An 18,871-nucleotide genomic window follows, 5' to 3' on the forward strand; every position below is an offset into this window, starting at 1 on the left:
CGCTTCCGTCTCGCCTACCCGAACCTCATTCGCCGCCGATATTTTTTCGAGATAGTACGGCCGATACTGGCTGTCATGAACCCGAAAACGCTGGCGCCATGCTGAAAGTCTTCCTCGTTGAAGATTCGTCGCCGGTCCGCCTGCGACTCGCCGCTCTGATCAAGCCGATTGCCGAAGCCAACGTGGTCGGCGAAGCGGAGGACGCCGGCACCGCGTTGACGGGCATTGCAAACAGCTGCGCCGACCTGGTGATCGTCGATCTGCGCCTGGCTGGAAGCGACGGCCTGGAGTTGGTCAGCCATCTTTCGCACGGTACCCGCAAGGTGATCACGATCGTGCTGACCAACTACTCGACGCAGGCTTTTCGCGCAGCCAGTTTCGCCGCGGGCGCCGATTACTTTTTTGACAAGACGAACGAGTTCGACCTCGCGCGGGACACGATTGCGCACATTGCCCGCGCGCGCTCAGACAACATCATCGAATGAACCGGAGGTCAGCATGTTCAATGCAGCCCAATACATGGACGATAGCGTGGACGACACGACTCTCGCGCTGCCACTGCAGCCGTCCGCCGCGTCTTTTGCTTCGTCTGTTCCGAAGCGCTCCGGAAGCGGCTGTTCGAATTGTCCGGTCCGCGCCACGTGCATGCCTGAGACCCTGACACGGTCCGAACTCGCCCGGCTCGATTCGATCGTCTGCTCGACGCGGACCATCAGGCGCGGTGAATCGCTGTATCGCGCGCACGATACTTTCCAGAGCCTCTATGCAGTACGGTCGGGCTCGTTCAAAACGGTCGTCATGCATCGCGATGGCCGCGAGCAGGTCACGGGCTTTAACCTGGCTGGCGAGATGCTCGGCCTCGATGGCGTTCATACCGACCGCCACAGCTGCGATGCCATCGCGCTCGAAGACAGCAGCGTATGCATCATCCCGTTCAGCGCGCTCGAGGGGCTCTGTCACGACATGAAGGCGATGCAGCAGCACGTGCACCGGATGATGAGCGGCGAAATCGTTCGCGAGTCCGGTCTGATGATGCTGCTCGGCACGATGACAGCGGAACAGCGGGTCGCTGCGTTCCTGCTCAACCTGTCGCAACGCCTGAAAACACGTGGCTACTCCGCGGCCGAATTCAATCTGCGGATGACGCGCGAAGAAATGGGCAGTTATCTCGGGATGAAGCTCGAAACGGTGAGCCGCATGTTTTCGAAGCTTCACAAAGACGAACTCGTTGAAACTCACGGCAAGCAGATCCGGATCGTCGATTTCGAAGGACTGGCACTCATTTGATGCGCGATACAAGGGGGCGTTGACCTGCATCAAGCGCTCAATCGAACAGAGATTCATAGTCGTTTCATCGCGACGCCGTGCCTCCACACAGGGTTCGGCGTCACGCTTACGGTGCACCGCGATGCACTCCCGCCCCGCACCAGGCTTCCCGCAGGTGTCACAAGGGCGGCATCCCGCCAGGCTATCGAGAGCTCTTTCTCGAACGACGATCGCTTGCCGATCGCCGACCTCATGATTCAAGCGAGGAGACCATGTCTACTATCGAATCGACCCAACCGGACAACGCCGTTGGCGATACGCCGCCGCTCATTTCGCCTTCGCGTCATGCCTCCATCGACGGCATCGACGCCTACCGTGCGCTGGTGGCTGAAGCAAACGCGGATCACGAAGCATTCTGGGCCCGTCTCGCCCGGGAACATCTGAGCTGGCGCCGGCCGTTCACGCAAATTCTCGACGATACCAATCCGCCGTTCTACAAGTGGTTCGAAGACGGTGAACTGAACGCGTCGTACAACTGTCTCGACCGCAATCTCGCCAACGGAAACGCGAACAAAAACGCAATTGTCTTTGAAGCGGACGACGGTACCGTCACGACCATCAACTATCAGGCGCTCTATCACCGCGTTTGCCGCCTCGCCAACGCACTGCGGGCACAGGGTGTGAAAAAAGGCGACCGGGTCATCATCTATCTGCCGATGTCGATCGAAGGTGTCGTCGCGATGCAGGCGTGCGCCCGTATCGGCGCGCCGCATTCGGTCGTGTTCGGCGGTTTCTCCGCGAAGTCGCTGCATGAGCGGATGGTCAATCTCGGCGCAGTCGCAATTATCACGGCGGACGAACAGGTGCGTGCAGGCAAGACCCTGCCGCTCAAGACCATCGTCGACGAAGCGCTCGGTATGGGCGGCACCGATGCCATCAGGACGGTCATCATTTACCGGCGCACAGGCGGGCGGATTCCGTGGATCGCCGGGCGCGACGCGTGGCTGCACGAACTGGAACAGCGCCAGCCGGATACCTGCGAGCCGGAATGGGTCAGCGCGGAACATCCTCTGTTCGTGCTGTACACCTCCGGTTCGACGGGTTCACCGAAAGGCATTCAGCACAGCACGGGTGGCTATCTGTTGTGGGCGGCCGTGACGATGAAATGGACCTTCGACATCAAACCGGACGACGTCTTCTGGTGTACCGCCGACATCGGCTGGATCACCGGTCACACCTATATCTGCTATGGCCCGACCGCCGTCGGCGCGACTCAGGTGATGTTCGAGGGCGTGCCGACTTATCCGACTGCAGGCCGCTTCTGGGAGATGATCCAGCGCCACAAGGTGACGATCTTCTATACGGCGCCGACAGCCATTCGCTCCCTCATCAAGACCGCCGAAGCGAACGAAGCCGTCCACCCCCGCAGCTTCGATCTGAGCACGCTGCGCATTCTCGGCACCGTCGGCGAACCGATCAACCCGAGCGCGTGGACGTGGTATGCGCAACATGTCGGCCGCAACCGGTGTCCGGTGCTGGACACCTTCTGGCAGACCGAGAGCGGCGGCCACATGATTACGCCGTTGCCTGGCGCGACGCCACTCGTGCCGGGATCGTGCACGTTGCCGCTTCCCGGTATCGACGCCGCCATCGTCGATGAAGCCGGTCATGAAGTGCCGAACGGTCAGGCCGGCATTCTCGTAATCAGGAAGCCATGGCCCTCGATGATGCGCACCGTCTGGGGTGACCCGGAACGCTTTCGCACCGGCTATTACCCGGACGAACTCGGCGGCCAGCTCTACCTCGCCGGCGACGGTGCGATACGCGACCCCGAGAACGGCTATTTCACGATCACGGGACGCGTCGACGATGTGCTCAACGTGTCGGGACACCGGATGGGCACGATGGAAATCGAGTCCGCGCTCGCGGCCTGCCCGCTGGTAGCCGAAGCAGCGGTGGTGGGTCGCCCGGACGAAACATTCGGCGAAGCCATCGTCGCATTTGTCGTATTGAAAGGCACACGTCCGGAAGGTGAAGAAGCAAAACGGGTCGCGGCCGAATTGCGCGCATGGGTCGGCAAGGAAATCGGCCCGATTGCGAAGCCGAAAGAGATTCGCTTCGGCGACGCCATGCCGAAAACGCGCTCCGGCAAGATCGTGCGCCGGTTGCTGCGTTCGGTAGCGAAAGGCGAAGCACTCGCGCAAGACATGTCCACAGTCGAAAATCCCGCTGTCATCGCGCAGTTTGCCGATCCGGCCTGAAGACAGTCATGCGCGATCTTCCCCCTCCTATCGCCGCGCGTCTCATGTACCCGGACGCGCGGCGCTCCAATCCATTTCTGCCCTGCTGCAGGAGACTCTCGTCATGAATACAAAGACACTCAATCCCGGTCCGCTCGGACTTGCCGGGTTTGCCCTGACCACCTGGCTGCTCAGCATGATCAACGCCGGCTGGTATAGCGGCGATTCGATGGGGCTGGTGCTCGCGGTCGCACTCGCCTACGGCGGCACGGCACAGGCGCTCGCCGGGCTCATGGAGATTCCGCGCGGCAACACCTTCGGTGCCACCGCCTTTCTGAGCTATGGCGCTTTCTGGTGGTCCCTTGCGCTGTTCGTACTGTTTCTGCACGACAAGGTTCCCGCCTCGTTTGTCGGCTGGTATCTGGGCTTGTGGGGCGTATTCACACTGTATATGTGGGTCGCGACATGGCGCTCGCCCCGTGCGCTGCAACTGGTGTTTTTCGCGCTGTGGATCACTTTCTTCCTGCTTGCCGCAGGCGAATGGACGGGCCTCGCCATGCTGCGTCATGCGGGCGGCTACGGCGGACTCATAACGGCCGCGCTCGCGTTCTATCTGTCGGCAGCGGAGATCATCAACGAAACGCACGGTCGCACGGTGCTGCCGGTGGGCCCGGCGCAGGACGCTTCGGCAGCGACGGTCGTTGGATTGCCGTTGCGCATGCCGGCACTCCGCACTCGAAATCGTGCAACCAGCGGAACCGCGGTTCAACCATGAATGCCGTGACCCAGGTGCCGGGTGGCCGCGTCATCGCCGTGCGCGGTGCGATCGTCGATGTCGCATTCGACCAGGCCGCCCTGCCGCTCATCGAAGAGTCGCTGTCGATCCTCTCCGATCAAGGCGCGCCGATCATCGCGGAAGTGCAGGCGCATCTGGATGAACGCACGGTCCGCGCGCTCGCGTTGCAGTCCACCAACGGGCTGCGTCGCGGCACGCCGGTGCAGGCATCGGGCGGACCGATCCTGGTGCCGGTCGGCGAAGCGATGCTCGGCCGTTTGATCGACGTCACCGGCACGCCCGGCGATCGCGGTGCGCCCTTCCCTGCCGATGTGCCGCGCCGGCCCATTCATCGCGCGCCGCCACCGTTCGCCTCGCAGAGCGCGGCCACCGAGATCTTCTGGACCGGCATCAAGGTGATCGACCTGCTCACGCCGCTCGCTCAGGGCGGCAAGGCGGCGACGTTTGGCGGCGCCGGGGTCGGCAAGACCGTGCTCGTGATGGAGCTCATTCACGCAATGGTCGAGCGCTATAAAGGCATCTCGGTTTTTGCGGGCGTCGGCGAGCGCTCGCGGGAAGGTCACGAGATGCTGCTGGACATGCGCGGCTCGGGCGTGCTGCCGCGCACGGTGCTGGTCTACGGCCAGATGAACGAGCCGCCCGGCGCGCGCTGGCGCGTACCGTTGACCGCGCTTACCGTCGCCGAATACTTTCGCGACGAGCGTCGGCAGAACGTTCTGCTATTGATGGACAACGTGTTTCGCTTCGTGCAGGCGGGCGCTGAAGTGTCAGGACTGCTCGGAAGGCTGCCGTCGCGGGTCGGCTATCAACCGACGCTCGCCAGTGAGGTTGCCGCGCTCCAGGAGCGCATCGTGTCGGTGGATGGCGTATCGGTCACCGCGATCGAGGCCGTCTACGTCCCGGCGGACGACTTCACCGACCCAGCGGTGACGACGATCGCGGCGCACATCGACAGCATGATCCTGCTGTCTCGCTCGATGGCTGCCGAAGGTATGTATCCGGCCATCGATCCGATCGCTTCATCGTCGATCCTGCTCGATCCGGTGTTCGTCGGCGAAGAGCACGCCGCAGTCGCCATCGAGGTGCGCAAGACCATCGAGCACTATCGCGAGTTGCAGGACGTCATCTCGTTGCTTGGCGTCGAGGAACTGGGGGTCGACGACCGGCGCATTGTCGGACGTGCGCGCCGGATCCAGCGCTTCCTGACCCAGCCGTTCGCCGTCACCGAGGCCTTCACGGGCGTGCCCGGCCGCTCGGTGGCGATTGCCGACACGGTTGCCGGTTGCAAGGCGATCCTGGCCGGCGACTGCGACACCTGGCAGGAGAGTTCGTTCTACATGGTGGGCACGCTCGACGAAGCGCGCGCACATGAGACCGCGGCCGCCAACCCTGTAACAGCAGGCGCGCCAGTGCAACCTGCGACAGCCGCAGCGGTGCCTGCGAAACCCCAACCCGCGGCGGAGTCCGTCGCATCATGAACGCGACCCTGCATCTGACGATTGCCACACCGGCGCACGTGCTGCTAGACGACCAGCAGGTCGTCGCGCTGCGCGCCGAAGACGAAACCGGCAGCTTCGGCATTCTGCCGGGCCATGCCGCCTACCTGACCGTCCTGGCGCCCTCCGTGCTGCGCTGGCATGGAGCGGATGGTGTCGAACATTTTTGCGCGGTGAAAGAAGGTGTACTACGGGTTTCCGGCGGACACGATGTGGCGATCGCATGCCGCGAAGGCATGCTGGGCGATTCGCTCGACGTCCTTGAAGAACAGGTTCGGGTGGCACGCGCGGCGCAGCTCGACGTGGTACGCCGCGCCCGCGTCGAAGAGACCCGCCTGCATGCCCGGGCCGTGCGTCAATTGCTGCGTTATCTGCGGCCGGCCGCAGGCCCTGCAGAAGCCACTGACAGCGGCGAGACCACGCCATGACGCAGCCGTCCCCAGAGTCGCCGGACGACCTCGAACCCACCGCCGACGCGCTCGACCGCGCGGCGCGTGAGGCCGTGCAACGCAAACGCCGTGCGGAGTTGGAGCCGGAACCGTCGCTGGGGAGCCGCCTAGGTCAGATTGGCATTCTGGGATGGACGATCGTTCTACCTACTTTGCTGGGACTTGCGATCGGTCACTGGCTCGACAAGCACTTTGCAACCGGCGTATTTTTCGCCGCTCCGCTGCTGATGGTGGGAGCGGCCATCGGACTATGGTCGGCGTGGAAATGGATGCACCGGCAAACCAGACAGGATCGGCCATGACAACTCTCTTCCCGCTGATCGCCCAGATTGCGACAGGCCTGTGCGTCGGCTTTCTGGCTGGCTCGATCCATTTCGCGAGCTTGCACTGGAACGTCAGGCTGATCGTCGCGGGTTCGCCCGGCAGGGCATTTGCGCTGCAACTGCTACGCATGGCCGGCGTGGCCGTTCTGTTCTTCGCGCTGGCGAAGCTTGGCCCGTGGGCGCTGCTGTGCGGAGCCGCAGGCCTGCTGCTCGCACGCTTCGCTATTCTTCAGCGCGTTCGGGCGGCGCCATGATCGCCTCGCCGCTCGTCACCGCCACACTGTTCCATATCGGCCCAATCGGCGTCTCGACGCCCGTGGTCACGACGTGGGTCATCATGGCGCTGCTCGCGACCGGCGCAGCCTGCTACACGCGCCGCTTGTCGCTGACGCCGTCGAAAATGCAAACGCTGCTGGAGTTGCTCGTCGGCACGATAGACGACCAGATTCGCGACACGATGCAGGCCGAGCCCGAGCGTTATCGCGCGCTGGTCGGCACGCTCTTTCTCTTCATTCTCGTCAGCAACTGGTCGTCGCTCCTGCCTGGCGTAGAACCGCCGACCGCGCATGTCGAAACCGATGCCGCGTTGGCCTTGATCGTTTTCTGCGCGACGATCTTTTATGGAATCCGCTCGCGCGGCCTGCTCCGTTACCTTGCCGCGTTCGCCGAACCCACGTGGATCATGATCCCGTTAAACGTGATCGAGCAGATCACGCGGACCTTTTCTCTGGTGGTGCGGCTGTTCGGCAATGTGATGAGCGGCGTGTTCGTCGTCGGCATCGTGTTGTCGCTGGCGGGCCTTCTTGTGCCGATTCCGCTCATGGCGCTCGACCTCCTGACGGGCACAGTGCAGGCCTACATCTTCACCGTACTCGCGATGGTTTTCATCGGCGCGGCACTTGCCGACAATTCCCCAAAAACTTCCAGCAAACAGGCAGGCGCGCAATGAACGACCTTATCCAGGTGGTGAGCATTCTCGCGGCGGCGCTCGCCGTTTCGTTCGGCGCGATCGGACCCGCGCTTGGCGAAGGCCGCGCGGTGGCAGCCGCGATGGATGCCCTCGCCCGCCAGCCAGAATCAGCCGGCACGATATCGAGGACGCTGTTTGTCGGTCTCGCGATGATCGAGACCATGGCGATCTATTGCCTCGTGATCGCGTTGCTCGTGCTGTTCGCGAATCCTTTCATCAAGTGAGCCTGGAGCGATCATGCACATCAACTGGTGGACGCTCGGCTTTCAGACCCTCAACGCGCTTGTGCTCGTCTGGTTGCTGGCGCGCTTCCTGTTTCGCCCGGTGGCAAAAATCGTGGCCGAACGTCAACTCACCGCCGCAACGCTGATGGCTGAGGCTGCCGCGGCCAAAGCGGCAGCGCTCGACGAACGGCAGAAGGTCGACGCAGACACTGCGCAGTTCGCCGGGCAGCGTGCACAACTGCTCGAAGCCGCGACGGCTGAAGCGGCCCAACTCAAAACGTCGCTGGAAGAGAGCGCGCGCGCCGAAACCGAGCAGATGCGCACAGCCGCCCTGGCGGCGGCCGACGCCAGCCGCCGCGACGCCGCGGCAGCCGACGCTGACCGCGCCTCTCAATTTGCACTCGACATCGCCGCGCGGCTGCTCGACCGGTTGCCCGCGGAGGCGCGGATTGCCGGCTTCATTGACGGGCTCGCGAGCGAACTCGCCAAACTGCCCGAATCGACCCGGGCGCAGCTGACCGGCGAAGACAACGCCGTCCAGCTGATCGCGCCGCGCATGCTCACTGACACTGAACTGGCCGCCTGTCGCACGGCATTCGCACAAGCGCTTGGTCATGAGCTGCAGATTCAGATCACAGTCGATCCCGCAGTCATCGCAGGGCTCGAACTGGAAGCGCCGCATGCGCTCGTGCACAACAGCTTCCGTCACGATCTGGCTAGCCTGAAAACGGAGCTCCTCGCTCATGACACCGTCCCAGCTTGAACAGCCTGAGCGCGCGGCAGCCGACCACGACTGGCTCGCCGGCAGTCGCGCCGTGCTCGGACGCGCCCAGTTCGCTGCGCACGCTGAAACGGTCGGCCGGGTCGAACACGTGTCAGACGGCATCGCGTCAGTTTCCGGCTTGCCTGAGGTCCGGCTGAACGAGTTGCTGCGCTTTGAAGGTAGCCGGCTCGGCTTTGCGCTCACGCTTGATGCCGACGCTATCGGCGCCGTGCTGCTCGACGACGGCGACGCCATCACCGCCGGCTCGTGTGTGACCGGAACAGGGCAAGTGGTCGAAGTACCGGTCGGTCCAGGCTTGCTGGGGCGAGTGATCGATCCGCTCGGCAGGCCGCTCGATCGCGACGAACCGATCCAGGCCGCGATGCATCTGCCGATCGAACGGCCCGCGCCGTCCATCATCGACCGCGATCTCGTCGCGCAACCGGTCGCGACCGGCATCCTGCTGATCGACGCGCTGTTTGCGATCGGACGCGGGCAGCGCGAGTTGATCATCGGCGATCGCGCGACCGGCAAGACTTCGATCGCGATCGACACCATCGTCAACCAGAAGCACTCGGACATGATCTGCGTGTATGTCGCGATCGGCCAGCGCGCCACGGCCGTGCAACGCGTCATCGACGCCGTGCGCCGGCACGGCGCGCCTGAACGGTGCGTATTCGTGGTCGCGTCGGCAGCGGCGTCGCCTGGTTTGCAATGGGTTGCGCCGTTCAGCGGATTCTCCATCGCCGAATATTTCCGTGACCGTGGGCAACACGTGCTGATCGTGATCGACGATCTGAGCAAGCACGCCGCGACGCATCGCGAACTTGCGTTGCTCACGCGCGAGCCGCCGGGTCGCGAGGCCTATCCGGGCGACATCTTCTACCTGCATGCACGGCTGTTGGAACGCGCGGCGAAACTGTCCACGGAACTGGGCGGCGGTTCGCTGACCGCCTTGCCGATCGCGGAAACCGATGCCGGTAATCTGTCAGCCTACATTCCCACCAATCTGATCTCGATTACCGACGGGCAGATCATGCTCGACGCCGCGCTTTTCGCCGCGAACCAGCGGCCTTCGGTGGACGTCGGCCTGAGTGTGAGCCGGGTCGGCGGCAAGGCGCAGTTGCCTGCGTTGCGCAAAGTATCGGGGCGCCTGCGGCTCGATTACTCACAGTTTCTGGAACTGGAGATGTTCACCCGCTTCGGCGGTCTCATGGAGGCTCGTGTCAAGGCCCAGGTGGTCCGCGGCGAGCGGATCCGTGCCTTGATTACTCAACCGCGTTTCGCGCCGCTACGTGCCGTCGATGAGATCGCGCTACTGGCCGCGCTCGCCGACGGCGTATTCGATTCGCTGCCGGCTAGTGTCATTGCAACGGTCCGCGGGCGTCTCGCTGCTCACCTCGATGCCAACGGCGGTCCTGCGGCCAGCGCGGCGCTCGCCGCGTCCGGATCGCTTGAGGCGGCCACGCTTGCCGCGCTAGTCACCGCCGTGCGAGACCTTGCCATCCAGGTCAGCAGCGTGCCCTCCACACAAGGCGGGATCCCGTGAGTAACAAGCTCAGTGAAGTTCAGACGCGCATGGTGGGCGTGCACGGCCTCGAATCCGTAGTGGGTGCGATGCGCGGTATCGCCGCGGCCCGCTCGCGTGAAGCCCGCAGTCGCCTGGACGGCATTCAGGCGTGCGCGCGGATGGTCGGCGCAGCGATCGGGGATGCCCTGCTGCTGGCCGGCAGCCCTGCGTCGGCTACCTCTATCGACGCCCCGGCGGCCGGAGCGCTAACGATTATCCTGGGTGCCGAACAGGGTTTTGTCGGCACGTTCAACGAACATGTGATCGATGCGGCGGCCAACTCGGCGGCGGCTTCGCCGACTGAGTACTTCATGGTCGGCGACCGCGTCAAAGTAGCAGCAGCGGAACGCGGGCTGATGATCGGCTGGTCGGCGCCGATGGTCACGCATGCCGACGAAGTGCCGGCGCTAGCCGATCGTCTCGCGAATGCTTTGTACAGGCGTCTCGAGGCCGGACGTGTGGCTCAGGTAAAGATCGTGCATGCGGTGCCGACTTCATCCGCGATGGTCGAAGTCTCGCAGCAGATGCTTTTACCCTTCGACTTCGACCGGTTTTCGATCACGCCAGGCCGTGACGCACCGCTCGTCACCCTCGCCCCCCAGCGGTTGCTGGAACGACTCGCGCAGGAATACGTGTTCGCGCAACTCTGCGAAGCCATCATGCTGTCGTTCGCGGCTGAAAACGAAGCGCGCATGCGGGCCATGATCGCCGCTCGCACGAACGTCCACAACACGCTCGAACAATTAGCCGGCACCTTCCGCCAGTTGAGGCAGGAAGAAATCACCTCGGAAATCGTCGAACTGTCGGCAGGCAACCTCGCGGCCGCTGAGGGTCGACGCAAACCGCATCTGCGAGGTTGCACGTCGCGTCAGTTCAACGCCGACACGCTGCGGCAAAGCGGCGGCCCATTGCAATCAGCCTCAAAGGAACCCTGATGGATACCCGTTCAAGGATCACCCCGCCGCTGGAACCCGTGCTTCCCGGCAAGCCCCTCCCCTCAGCGACGGACAATGTTTTCCGCACGCTGGATCGCGCGAAGGAGGCGTCCATCGCACGTATGACCGGCGGCGTTTCGCCTGCCGCGATGACGCTGGCGTTCTCCGACTGGCTGATCCATCTCGCGTCGGCGCCCGGCAAACGGATGGAGCTTGCGGCGTTGCTCGTCCAGCATGCTGCGCGAATCCGTGACTACGTATCCCAGATGGCGACCGGCAACTATGCACAGCCGTTGGCGGAGCCCGCCGCGGGCGACCACCGCTTCCAGGCCGACGTCTGGCAGACCGAGCCTTTCCGGCTATGGCAGCAGAGCTTCCTGCTGGCTGAGCAATGGTGGAACGCCGCCACTCGCGACGTGCCGGGCATGGCGCCTCACCATGAGCGCGTCGTATCGTTCACCGCGCGCCAGCTTCTCGATGTGGCCGCCCCCACAAACTCACTGTTCACCAATCCCGAGGTCCTGCAACGCACGGCCTCGACCTATGGCGCGAATCTCGCGCAAGGTGCCCGCAATGCCATCGACGACATCCAGCGCCAGGCAAACGGGCAACCCGCTGTGGGAACTGAGAACTTCAAGGTTGGCGCCGACGTCGCCGTGACACCGGGCAAGGTGGTGTTCCGCAACCATTTGATCGAACTGATCCAGTACAGCCCGACCACTGACACGGTCGCCGCAGAGCCGCTGTTGATCGTGCCGGCCTGGATCATGAAGTACTACATCCTCGATCTCTCCCCACACAACTCGCTGATCCGCTACATGGTCGAACAGGGCCACACCGTGTTCTGCATTTCATGGCGCAACGTCGGTGCGGATGATCGCAATCTGAGTCTCGACGACTATCGCAGGCTCGGTGTCATGGCCGCGCTGGATGCAATTTCCGAGGTCGTGCCGGATCAGAAGATCCATGCCGCCGGCTACTGCCTCGGGGGCACGTTGCTCGCCATCGCAGCGGCGGCGATGGCCGGCGTGGGCGACGAACGGCTCGCATCGGTCACGTTGCTGGCCGCGCGAACGGATTTCACCGAGCCCGGCGAGCTGCAACTTTTCGTCGACGACAGCGAGGTCTATTTCCTGGAAAGCATGATGTGGTCGCAGGGCTTTCTGGCGGGCAATCAGATGTCCGCGTCGTTCCAGCTTTTGCACTCGAACGACCTGATCTGGTCGCAAGTCATTCACGACTATCTGCTGGGCGAGCGCACGCCGATGATCGACCTGATGGCATGGGACGCCGACTCTACCCGCATGCCGTACAGGATGCACTCGGAGTACCTGCGCGAACTGTTCCTGAACAACGACCTGGCGTCCGGCCGCTACGGCGTCGACGGCAGACGGGTGCTGGTTCAGAACATCCGCGCGCCGATATTCGCGGTGAGCATGGAACGCGACCATATCGCGCCATGGCAGTCCGTCTACAAGATCCACTATCTGTCAGATACCGATATCACCTGCGTGCTGACCAGCGGCGGTCACAACGCGGGCATTGTCAGCGAGCCCGGTCACGCCCATCGTCAATACAGAATCAAGCACACCGCCGCCACCGATCTGCGTATCGATCCCGAAGCGTGGGCGGCAGCCGCCACGCCGCAGGACGGCTCATGGTGGCCCGCATGGAGCGCATGGCTCGATGCGCGCGCGGATCAAAAGCGCGCCACGCCGCCGCATATGGGAATGCCTGGCACCGCGCTCGCGACGCTGGCAGACGCGCCCGGCACCTACGTATTTCAACACTGAGGACCGACCGTGAACGATAACCTCCTGCACAACCGCACTTTCGCCGATCGCGAGATCGGCGAGTCCGCGTCACTGGTCAACACCGCGACCCGCGACGACATCGAGTTATTCGCGGCCATGTCCGGCGACGTCAACCCGGCGCACATGGACGCGGCATTCGCTGCACAGGATATGTTCGGCCATATCGTCGTGCAGGGCATGTGGACTGCTGGGCAGGTGTCGGCGCTGCTCGGCACCAGAATGCCCGGGCCTGGCACGATCTATCTCGATCAGACCTTGCAGTTCCGTCACCCGGTCATCCCAGGCGACGTAATCACCACCACGGCAACCGTGAAAGAAAAGCGCGTCGACAAGCGGATCGTTCTGCTCGATACGGTATGTATCAACCAGAAAGGCGAATTGGTACTGACCGGCCTGGCCACCGTCATTGCCCCGGCTGAGCCGATCGTCTGGCCGCGCATGCCGCGGCCAGACGTGAGCGTCCGTCGCCATAACCGCTATGAGGCATTCATTCAGGAGGCGCGCGTGCATCCCGCGTTGCGCACCGCCGTGGTCTATCCCTGTTCTCCCGAGACCATCCTGGCCGCGATCGAGGCGCGCGACGAAGGACTGCTCGACCCGATCCTGATCGGACCGGAAGCGGCTATCCGGGCTGCGGCAAAAATCGCCCAGGTCAGCCTCGACGGCGTGACGATCGAAGCGGTGGCGAATAGCCGTGCCGCCGCCGTGCGCGCGGTTGAAATGGGTGCGGCCGGCAAGGTGGCGGCGCTGATGAAAGGCAGTCTGGAAACGGCAGAGCTGCTGGCTGCGATCGTCGATCCGGCGTCGAATATGAGGACCGGCCGACGGATCAGTCACGTCTACGTCATGGACGTGCCGGCCTATTCCAAACCGCTGATCGTCACTGACGCTGCGGTGAATATCGCGCCGTCGCTCGAACAGAAACGCGATATCTGCCAGAACGCGATCGATCTGCTGCATCTGCTTGGCATTGCGGAACCGCGGGTTGCCGTACTCGCCGCCGTGGAGACGGTCAACCCCAGGATGCGGACCACGCTCGACGCTGCCGCGCTCACCGTGATGGCCGCGCGCGGCCAGATTCGCGGCGCACACGTCGACGGCCCGCTCGCCTTCGACAATGCGATCAGCTTCGCCGCGGCGAAAACCAAGCATATCGATTCAGCTGTAGCCGGCCAGGCCGACATTCTGCTGGTGCCCGATCTCGAAGCCGGCAACATGCTGGCGAAACAACTCATCTACTTCGCCGGCGCGGATGCGGCCGGGTTGGTGCTCGGCGCGAGCCTGCCCATCATCATGACCAGCCGGGCCGACAGCCTTCGCGTACGGCTCGCCTCCGCCGCGCTCGCCAAGCTGGTTTCGGAACGCGCTCAAGCGGGCATGGTGCAGCCGTGAGCGCCCCACTTCTACTGACGTTCAACCCCGGATCTTCATCGGTCAAGATCGGCCTCTACGAAGTCGCGAAAGAGACGCCCACGCGCATAGGCCTGGGCACGATCGACTTTCGCAGCAAACCGCTCCTGCTTCATCTCGACGAGGGTGGCACGATCACCGTCGTTGCGCTGAAATCGGCCATCACCGACGATTTGCACGAGGTGCTGGACGAAACGCTGAACTGGTTCGCCGCGCATTTTTCTCTGAACGATCTCGTCGCGGTTGGCCACCGCGTGGTGCACGGCGGCGACCGGTTTGCCGGGCCCGCCGCCATCACTGACGAGACGCTCGCGGCCATCAGTGAACTCGTGCCGCTCGCGCCGCTCCATCAGCCTCAGAGTATCCGGCTCATCCGGGCAATCCAGCACCTGCGGCCTCATCTGGTCCAGGTTGCGTCGTTCGACACCGCTTTTCACCGCACGCAGACCGACCTGGTGCGTCGCTTCGCGTTACCCCGTCAATTGTTCGACGCGGGCGTGAAGCGCTATGGCTTTCACGGCTTGTCCTACCAGTTCATCATCGCCGCGCTCGCGAAGCAGTTTCCAAAGCGGGCTTACGGCAAGGTGATCGCCGCTCATCTGGGCAGCGGTGCGAGCCTCTGCGCACTCGACGGCGGCAAGAGCCGCGACTCCAGCATGGGTTTCTCCACGCTGGACGGAATTCCGATGGCGACCCGCTGCGGAACGCTCGACGCGGGCGTCGTGCTTTATCTGCTTCAGCAGCAGGGCCACAGCGCCGAGGAAGTGGAGGAGATTCTGTACAAACAATCGGGCTTGCTCGGCATTTCCGGCATTAGTGCCGACAGTCGCGAACTGCAGGCGAGCCGCCGACTCGAAGCGCGCGAAGCGCTGGCGCTTTTCGCCTTCCGAATCGCGGGGGAAGCCTCCCGGCTCGCCAGCACGCTCGGCGGCATGGACTGCCTCGTCTTCACCGCTGGCATCGGCGAACATCAGCCGGAGGTTCGCAGAGCGGTATGTGCCCGTCTCGCCTGGCTTGGCGTCGAACTCGATCGGGAAGCGAACGCCGGCAACGCCCTCGTGATCAGTAACGGCGCAAGCCGGGTCACGGTGCTGGTGCTGCCGACGGACGAAGAGCAGATTATCGCGAACGAAGCTGTCTCGGTCCTTCACCATCAGGAAGTGACGACATGAATTCAATCATTGATCTCTCGGGCAAACGCGGGCTGATCGTCGGCATTGCAAACGAACATAGTATCGCGGCGGGCTGCGCGACCCTGTTCCAGGCGGCTGGCGCGCAGCTGGCCGTCACGTACCTGAACGACAAGGCCGAGCCGTACGTCCGCGCGGTGGCCGAAACGCTTCATTCTCCCATTGTGCTGCCTTGCGACGTGAGCGTGCCGGGTCAGCTGGAGGCGGTCTTCGCGCGCATCGCGCAGGATTGGGGACGCCTTGATTTCCTGCTCCATTCGATTGCGTTCGCGCCGGCTGGCGATCTGCGCGCAAACCTGATCGACTGCTCGGCCGAAGGCTTCGCGCTGGCGATGGACGTGTCATCCCATTCGTTCCTCCGCATGGCGAGGCTGGCGCTCCCGCTGATGAGCAACGGTGGCAGCCTGATGACCATGACCTTCTACGGCGCCGACCGCGCGGTCGAGCACTACAACGTCATGGGACCCGTCAAGGCGGCGCTCGAAGCAAGCGTGCGTTACCTCGCCGTGGACCTCGCGCCGCGCCGCGTCCACGTTCACGCGATCTCCGCCGGCGCCGTCAAAACACGCGCTGCGTCCGGCATCAACCATTTCGATGCGCTGCTGGACGAAGTCCGCTCGCACACGCCGGCACAGCATCTCGTCACGATCGAGGAGATCGGACGAATCGCGACCGTGCTTGCAAGTGATGCGGGCATGACGCTGACCGGCTCCGTCGTCTACGCGGATGCGGGCTTTCATATCGTAGCGTAGGCTGCACGATTCGCCGCGGCCAGTGCGTGCCGCACCGACTGAATTTCTCGCCCGCGTCAACGCATACCGGCATTCGACGGAGGCCTTCGATTGCAAGCCGCAACGATTCCGGCATGGCAGGAAGGCACCGTGCTGTCGTCACTGGATGCGATCACCCGGTTGCATCGGACAATCGTCAATTGATGGGCCCACGCTGATCCTCAGCGTGATGCTGATATGCCGCTGATGCCGATGCGAGAAATGGACGGAAGCGAAGAACCGTTGACAGCAGGCGCTAAACGCCGGACCAGCGAACACAGGCCCCTTCTGTTTTGCGGCCGGGATGTTCTAGACTGATCCTTGTCTTGTCCATATCCCGGTTTGCCGTTGCACGGGCGGATACACGGCGGCACACTGAGGCAGTACAAGACGCTAGATCGGGACCGCCCGGATCAATGTGTTCAGGGAAAAGACGGCTCCGTCATTTCGACTACTCGCCTTCGAGGAGCCTGTCATGAGCAACCATCACGGCCCGCGCAGACGGCTGCGCCACGCGCTGATTTACGGCTTGTGCGCAGTCCCGATTCTGTTCACTGAACCCGGTCACGCCCAGATTCGGCCAACTGCGGCGCCCACTTATGAGCGCCCGTCGACGGGCGGGGGCAGCGGGGGCATCACCCCGCCGGTCAATATCTTTCAGTTCCTGTTCAATCATCCCGCAGCACCGGCCCCCGGTGCCGACGCGCCGCCGCCCGATGCGACCAGTACCGCAGGGCCCGATGCGACCGAGTTGAAGACCTTGCTGGCCGATGGGCCGCAATTTGCTCAATCACGGCCGGCAGATCAGTTTGAAGTGAAGGCACTGCTCAAAGGCGGCTGGCCTCTAGTCGTCGATTTTTTGCCGGCGCCCGGCTCCTGTACGTATGTCGTGATTTCCATCGGCGAGCGGGCGGCCCCGCCAGTGGTGATCGATCCGGATGGCAGCCAAGGGCGTCGCCTGGTCAGGCTGGACTTCCCGCCGGGGCCGCCCGAGAGCCCGTGGCCCGCCCGCTATCGCGTGCAGTCCGAGACCCCGGCCTGTCCGTCACGCAATCCCACGGCCTACAGTTCTAGACCATCGCCTCTTCAGGTGTTCGGTATCGGTGCGGGGCCGCGCGCCGTTGGGTCGATTAGCGTGACTGATCTGCATGTCGGGCCACCCCGGCCGGATGTCCGCACCGTCCCGATAACCTACGCGTTCACCACCAAGTCGCTCTTTAACCACGCGGCAGTCACGTTTATCCGGTTCGATCGTTCGCCTGGCAACGGCCGCATAGTCGCGACAGCGGTCCGCTCGCTCCCGGTCCCGAGCCTCACGGAAGGGGTTCACTCAGGACAGTGGGACGGTCTTGACGACACCCGGCAACTCTCGCTTGGCGTCAACCGGCTGCAAGTGCGCGCGTGGGACAACCAGGAGGATGACACGAGTTGGGCCGGGGGCATCTCAAGTGAATTCGTGACCATTACCCGACCATGACCGCGCGATTGCGCACAGCGGGTCGACCGCGCAAGCAGCCGCGAACACTTCGGCAGAAAATTGCCGGGGCTACCGCTGCCTTGATTCTCATGCTGTTGACGGTGGCGGCAGTCGAATATGCGATCACCCGACCCGACGCAAAAATGCTAGGGACGACGAAATGGACTGCCGACACGGATGAGGAAGTTGTCGCGATGCCGATCGCCCCGGGTGCTTTGCTTGCCATCGACGGCGTCAACCACGAGGGCATTGACGCGCATTTTGACAAGGCGCGACTCGAATCCGCCAGCCGGCAGTCACTGGAGGCATTCCAGCTACAGCCACCTGACAACGAACAGTCGATCACATGGCGATCCACCAGCCCGGATCTCTCTGGTCATACGACGATCGATGTCGACATCACTTCCATCCAGCGGGATCCTGAAATCCACTTTGCGTCACATGACGAGGGAACAAACGCGGTGCTCAGTCTAACCCCACGGCGAGCGACTTTACGGGTCAGGCTTGTGGTAGTACCGGGAGGCGCGGACATGACGGCCACTGCTGAAACGAAAAGTCTCGAATGGGCCAATGGCGTTCAAATACCGCTGCCCGGCGCTTTACCCATCTCGCTGGACGTGCCTGACGGCGCACTCGCGCGGTTTGTGTTTCCGTCCAGTCAGCCCCACTCGCGCCTGTATCTGGGAGCAGGCAATGACACGGCGCCACGGCTTGCGGTGCGCGAGATTGGCGTTAAGCCGGCGGACGCTAAGGGCTACACAGCCTATGCCTGCGGCGCGAAACCGGAACAGACCTGGTGGCGCCCAGATGACCCCGGCGGTGCCGCCTGCTCGTCGGCACCGCACCTGTTCGCGAGCGAACTGAGGCTGGCACCCGATTCACTTGAAGTGCTGATTCAGGGCAATGCATGGGTAAAAAAAGACGGGCAGTTCGATCGTTCGGACTGGTATGCGTGGCTGGACAAGAACCCGGTGCTTCAGAAGATTGGAGAGGTCCTCATTGGCGCATTCGTGAGCTGGGTCGGCTTGAAACTCAGCGGTATCTGGAAGAGCAAGACGTGAGAATCCAGAGCGTTGCACAGCGGACGAGACGAGTCACGGCCCCCGAGTTTTAACAACCCCTTCAGGGTGAGGCCGCCGAACAGATACGCCTCCTCCGTTCCAATGGTGCTCCCGGCT

19 protein-coding genes are annotated in these 18,871 nt (G+C 63.5%); all 19 read left to right on the plus strand.

The window, feature by feature from the left end; all coding sequences use genetic code 11:
* Positions 1 to 98: 98 nt before the first annotated feature.
* Positions 99 to 485 carry a response regulator gene (locus HF916_RS19995; protein WP_168790576.1) on the plus strand — a complete coding sequence of 129 codons (387 nt, stop codon included), beginning with the start codon at positions 99 to 101 and terminating at the stop codon, positions 483 to 485.
* 13 nt (positions 486 to 498) lie between these two features.
* The gene (gene fnr / locus HF916_RS20000) at positions 499 to 1,287 is read left to right on the plus strand and encodes a fumarate/nitrate reduction transcriptional regulator Fnr (protein WP_240975612.1); all 789 of its coding nucleotides are present in this window, start codon (positions 499 to 501) and stop codon (positions 1,285 to 1,287) included.
* Between the two features lie 251 nt (positions 1,288 to 1,538).
* The gene (gene acs, locus HF916_RS20005) at positions 1,539 to 3,527 is read left to right on the plus strand and encodes an acetate--CoA ligase (RefSeq protein WP_168790577.1); all 1,989 of its coding nucleotides are present in this window, start codon (positions 1,539 to 1,541) and stop codon (positions 3,525 to 3,527) included.
* Positions 3,528 to 3,630: 103 nt separating this feature from the next.
* Positions 3,631 to 4,281 carry an acetate uptake transporter gene (locus HF916_RS20010; RefSeq protein ID WP_168790578.1) on the plus strand — a complete coding sequence of 217 codons (651 nt, stop codon included), beginning with the start codon at positions 3,631 to 3,633 and terminating at the stop codon, positions 4,279 to 4,281.
* Positions 4,278 to 5,780 (plus strand): F0F1 ATP synthase subunit beta, encoded by a 1,503-nt coding sequence (gene atpD, locus HF916_RS20015; RefSeq protein ID WP_168790579.1) that lies wholly within the window; start codon positions 4,278 to 4,280, stop codon positions 5,778 to 5,780. The genes HF916_RS20010 and atpD overlap by 4 nt, the downstream gene beginning before the upstream one ends.
* Positions 5,777 to 6,226, plus strand: a complete 450-nt coding sequence (locus HF916_RS20020) for a F0F1 ATP synthase subunit epsilon (RefSeq protein WP_168790580.1) — start codon at positions 5,777 to 5,779, stop codon at positions 6,224 to 6,226. Before atpD ends, HF916_RS20020 begins: the two co-directional genes overlap by 4 nt.
* A complete protein-coding gene (locus tag HF916_RS20025; protein ID WP_168790581.1) occupies positions 6,223 to 6,549 on the plus strand; it encodes an AtpZ/AtpI family protein in 327 nt (108 codons plus the stop codon). Before HF916_RS20020 ends, HF916_RS20025 begins: the two co-directional genes overlap by 4 nt.
* On the plus strand, positions 6,546 to 6,824 hold the full coding sequence (locus tag HF916_RS20030; protein WP_168790582.1) for an ATP synthase subunit I: 279 nt from the start codon (positions 6,546 to 6,548) through the stop codon (positions 6,822 to 6,824). Before HF916_RS20025 ends, HF916_RS20030 begins: the two co-directional genes overlap by 4 nt.
* Complete coding sequence (locus HF916_RS20035; protein WP_168790583.1) at positions 6,821 to 7,519, plus strand: F0F1 ATP synthase subunit A; 699 nt, start codon at positions 6,821 to 6,823, stop codon at positions 7,517 to 7,519. The genes HF916_RS20030 and HF916_RS20035 overlap by 4 nt, the downstream gene beginning before the upstream one ends.
* Positions 7,516 to 7,764 carry a F0F1 ATP synthase subunit C gene (locus HF916_RS20040; RefSeq protein ID WP_168790584.1) on the plus strand — a complete coding sequence of 83 codons (249 nt, stop codon included), beginning with the start codon at positions 7,516 to 7,518 and terminating at the stop codon, positions 7,762 to 7,764. The genes HF916_RS20035 and HF916_RS20040 overlap by 4 nt, the downstream gene beginning before the upstream one ends.
* A 13-nt stretch (positions 7,765 to 7,777) precedes the next feature.
* Positions 7,778 to 8,527 carry a F0F1 ATP synthase subunit delta gene (locus HF916_RS20045; protein ID WP_168790585.1) on the plus strand — a complete coding sequence of 250 codons (750 nt, stop codon included), beginning with the start codon at positions 7,778 to 7,780 and terminating at the stop codon, positions 8,525 to 8,527.
* Positions 8,508 to 10,076, plus strand: a complete 1,569-nt coding sequence (locus HF916_RS20050) for a F0F1 ATP synthase subunit alpha (protein ID WP_168790586.1) — start codon at positions 8,508 to 8,510, stop codon at positions 10,074 to 10,076. The genes HF916_RS20045 and HF916_RS20050 overlap by 20 nt, the downstream gene beginning before the upstream one ends.
* Positions 10,073 to 11,032: a F0F1 ATP synthase subunit gamma gene (locus tag HF916_RS20055; protein WP_168790587.1), complete on the plus strand. Its 960-nt coding sequence runs from the start codon at positions 10,073 to 10,075 to the stop codon at positions 11,030 to 11,032. Before HF916_RS20050 ends, HF916_RS20055 begins: the two co-directional genes overlap by 4 nt.
* A complete protein-coding gene (locus HF916_RS20060) occupies positions 11,032 to 12,825 on the plus strand; it encodes a PHA/PHB synthase family protein (protein ID WP_168790588.1) in 1,794 nt (597 codons plus the stop codon). Before HF916_RS20055 ends, HF916_RS20060 begins: the two co-directional genes overlap by 1 nt.
* Positions 12,826 to 12,834: 9 nt before the next feature.
* Positions 12,835 to 14,238 (plus strand): bifunctional enoyl-CoA hydratase/phosphate acetyltransferase, encoded by a 1,404-nt coding sequence (locus HF916_RS20065; protein WP_168790589.1) that lies wholly within the window; start codon positions 12,835 to 12,837, stop codon positions 14,236 to 14,238.
* Entirely contained in the window at positions 14,235 to 15,428 is a 1,194-nt protein-coding gene (locus tag HF916_RS20070; RefSeq protein WP_168790590.1) for an acetate/propionate family kinase, read from the plus strand. Before HF916_RS20065 ends, HF916_RS20070 begins: the two co-directional genes overlap by 4 nt.
* Before the next feature lie 8 nt (positions 15,429 to 15,436).
* A complete protein-coding gene (gene fabI / locus HF916_RS20075; RefSeq protein WP_206001937.1) occupies positions 15,437 to 16,198 on the plus strand; it encodes an enoyl-ACP reductase FabI in 762 nt (253 codons plus the stop codon).
* A gap of 493 nt (positions 16,199 to 16,691) precedes the next feature.
* A complete protein-coding gene (locus tag HF916_RS20080) occupies positions 16,692 to 17,693 on the plus strand; it encodes a hypothetical protein (protein WP_168790592.1) in 1,002 nt (333 codons plus the stop codon).
* Between the two features lie 80 nt (positions 17,694 to 17,773).
* A complete protein-coding gene (locus HF916_RS20085; RefSeq protein WP_168790593.1) occupies positions 17,774 to 18,754 on the plus strand; it encodes a hypothetical protein in 981 nt (326 codons plus the stop codon).
* Positions 18,755 to 18,871: the final 117 nt, after the last annotated feature.

Origin of the sequence: Paraburkholderia aromaticivorans, from assembly GCF_012689525.1 — a bacterium.
In the GTDB taxonomy this organism is placed as follows: domain Bacteria; phylum Pseudomonadota; class Gammaproteobacteria; order Burkholderiales; family Burkholderiaceae; genus Paraburkholderia; species Paraburkholderia aromaticivorans_A.